At 43.9% G+C, this 3,480-nt stretch carries 2 protein-coding genes; both read right to left on the reverse strand.

Annotation, left to right across the window (positions count from 1 at the left end; all coding sequences use genetic code 11):
- Window positions 1-83: 83 nt before the first annotated feature.
- Window positions 84-1,811, reverse strand: a complete 1,728-nt coding sequence (locus tag ACQKE4_RS20340; protein WP_427390047.1) for a DEAD/DEAH box helicase family protein — start codon at window positions 1,809-1,811, stop codon at window positions 84-86.
- Between the two features lie 11 nt (window positions 1,812-1,822).
- Window positions 1,823-3,480: site-specific DNA-methyltransferase (locus ACQKE4_RS20345; RefSeq protein WP_427390050.1), on the reverse strand; the 1,658-nt coding region annotated here is incomplete at its 5' end.

Consider the following 3,480-nt stretch of genomic DNA (forward strand, 5'->3'; position numbering starts at 1 on the left):
AACAACGTCCGGTTTCAGGATGGGGAGCAGGTAACCGATCAATCAGACAGGACTGCCGCCTGACTGCCATCCACCAGATTTGACTATAACTCTAGACGATTCACCTGGGGGTCATAAACGCGGTCACCATTAGCATCTACCGCTAGGCGCAGGCCACGCCCTAAGGTTTGGCGTCGTTCCTTTTCACTACCGAATTCCCGTAAAGAGCATATCTGAAATACATTAGGGTTATCCCAGCCCTCTTTAAGAGCGGAATGGCTAAAAATAAACCGCAGCGGTACAGCGTCATCCAACAGCCATTCTTTGCGTTTCATAATCAGTTCGTATACTTCAGCATCGCTAGCCGTGTTGCCACTTGTATCCTTCAGCTCGACCACCTTGCCGCGCTTTTTGACTTCAGCAAAATAGCCATTGTGCACTTGCTCTACGTCTCGCTTAGGCAGGTCATTGAATAATGAACTAGCGGCATACTCTTTGTAGGCTTCTTCAAACCAGCGGGCGATCTTACCTTTCTGGACATTGCCATGCTCATCGTAGTAGCGATAGTTTGCCACCTTGTCGATGAAAAAGAGTGAAAGAACCTTCACTTTCACACCCTGCTTCTGCAGGTTGCGCTCTTTCTTAAAGTGCTCCTCTACCGTCTGACGGATCTGCTCTTTAATGACATTATCATGAATACCGTCTTTTTCCTGCTCTGGCTCTAGAATAACGTTATTGGCAAAACGAACGTACTCAGCGCCTAGCTCAGCATAGATTTCGTTTACCACGTATCCCTGATAGCCTGATCGATTAGTATGGTCAGACAAATCCGTACCCTGCTTAAGTTTGACGGACTTCTCTTTGGTACCATTGGGCTTGTCTTCAAATATCACAACTGAAGCAGAAGGAGTTTTGGCCTTGCCTACATAACCTATTTTACTTAACTTTAAGTATGTCTGATTAACATTGCTTTGAGATTGGATTGACGCCACTGAAATTTGCTTTACCAGTTTCATATCATAAGCCTTAACCGGGCCAAGCTGGTAAATCACGTTGTAGGGGTTACGGTGGGTCGCTGAGTAGCGTAGTGCAAAAAGAGGCTTTAAGTGATTGACTGCGCGACGCGCTTTAGCGGTATTGTCTACCGATTGAGGTTCATCAATAATAAGGACTGGTCTAACATCTTGGATAAACTCAATAGGCTTTGCTCCAGACATACGATCTTGTTCCCGATGAATGACCGAGAGCTTTTTGATCTGATCCTGTGTCAGGTTGCCGTAGTTTTCCACATCTCCAGCATCTCGCTGAAAAGCCTGGATATTAATCACCATAATTTGTAGCGTATTAGCGGTGGCAAACTGCCGCACTTTAGATAAGTCTTTGGCGCTATATACATAGTGATCAAACGGCACATTGTCATACAAATTACGAAAATGCGCTTTCATCAATTTAAGAGAAGAAAGCACGCCTTCACGGATAGCCACCGATGGCACAACGATAATAAACTTACGCAGCCCAAGCTGTTGGTTCATCTCGAAAATACTTCGCAGGTAAACATACGTTTTGCCCGTACCCGTCTCCATTTCCACGGAGAAATTTGGGAATGGATAATCATCTCCAGCTCCATGCAGGCTGTTCGATTTCTCGATAAAATTATGCTCCTGCACACGATGCAGGTTTTCTAGCAGCATGTCAGGGTTAAGCGTTAACGTGTTAGCGATGCCCAACTTGCGGTAGGGCTCACCAGCCGTAGAGAGATTATCAAAAACTGCCAAGGTAGATTCGATGGCATCCCGCTGATAATCCAGATCAGGGTTGAATTTCAGTTTCATACTCATCCCCTTTATACCGTCTTAAAATCGATTTGATCGATTTTTTCTTTGCCTTGATTAAACGCCGCAAAAGTTTTAACAGCGTTCGTTTTGAGCTGGTCATTGCGATGGAACGCTTTATCCAAACAAATGAATTGGCTGGGTGCTGTCGCCAATACGGCATCAATGAGCGCTTGGTCGATAACATCGTCTAGATGAATTAACAGAGTGTCATCAGCCACTGAAAACAGCGTGTGATTTGCAAGTTCAATTTGCTCAACCTTTTCCGTCGGCATCACGCCCGCCTTGAGCAAAAGCTCATAAAGCAGGTCTTCCTGGCTAGCGTTAGGGTCTATATGATCAACGTTGAGCTCCATTTGGTGGAGCAATTCTTCGTCGGAAATATCTTTACTAGGGGCTTGCCATAGTTTGAAATTGCTTTTATCAAGCTTTAGAACTTTAAACCCTCTCTTCGCTTGATGTCCTTTATTTACGGAATCTATATCAAATTTAGAATAAATTTTGCACAATCTACTTTTGGATATATCTGCAATAGTTGAGTACCCAGCCTTCAAGGCCTCTTTGCCCGTTTTTTCTTTTTCGGAATTAGGTTCTGGCAATTGTACTAAAATATATTTAATATTTAATTCTTCTTTCAAAGCAAGTTCTGCCACTGACTCGCCGGTTGTGCCAGAACCCGAAAAAAAGTCCAACACAGTGCCCTCTGAACCACAAGCATATTGAATAAGGCGTTTAATCTCAACGTGATCTTTGGGGTTGTTAAATAATTTCACCCCCATCAAGTTTCGAAGATATTTAACTGCAACTTGGCTTTGCTTGTAGATGTAACTCCCTCTCACTTGTGTTGCTAACTGCTCGTTATCGTTACCATCTTCATCCTCGTATTCATCAAAATCAGCAATAACCAACTCTTCAGCAATAGGCTTTAAGTGTGCTTTGCGGAAGGGAGGCTTAGTGTGATCTTTTCTAAACTCAACAAGCCCCTTTTTAATCTGCCTTTGCATTTCATCTGGATGAGAATATATCCAACCTCTCTCAGGAATAGCACAAGGCAATTTTGTTACAGGGTGAATCACTTCATATTTCGGGCCATCACCTCCAGGCCATGAAATATCACGGTCACGCCAAGGCCCGTGCTTATCTATGCGTTTGTATCGACTCCACTTTTTAGAAGGATGCGTCCTCGGCAATTGGGAAAACCATGACTGCAAGTCAGTTTCTATCGCAGCATCACTGTCGCCATATTGCTTTCGCAACAAAACATATTGATCCCAAATTTCTTTAGCACCGGGCTTTTCTTCTCGCCAAATAATGTTTTTTTCCTTAAGTACACTGTTGTTTTTAGCATAAACAAGCATATATTCGTGCCCAACGGAAAATAGCTTAGCATCATTTTTTCTGCTTTTTTCCCAAACTAAACACGCAATTCGATTCTCCTCTCCAAAAATCTCATCACACATCCTGCGCAGGTTTTCCACCTCATGATCATCAATGGAAATAAAGATCACCCCATCTTCACGTAACAGGTTACGAGCAAGATATAGGCGGGGATACATCATGTTCAGCCAATTGGTATCCTGAATCCGTGAAGCCGGCGCCGACACTTTCCCTATCACCGCCAGCGAGCACTTTTTGATCCTTCGCCCCGTGCAAGTTGGCTTTCGCAAGC

It is taken from the genome of Halomonas sp. NPDC076908, assembly GCF_050269715.1.
In the GTDB taxonomy this organism is placed as follows: domain Bacteria; phylum Pseudomonadota; class Gammaproteobacteria; order Pseudomonadales; family Halomonadaceae; genus Vreelandella.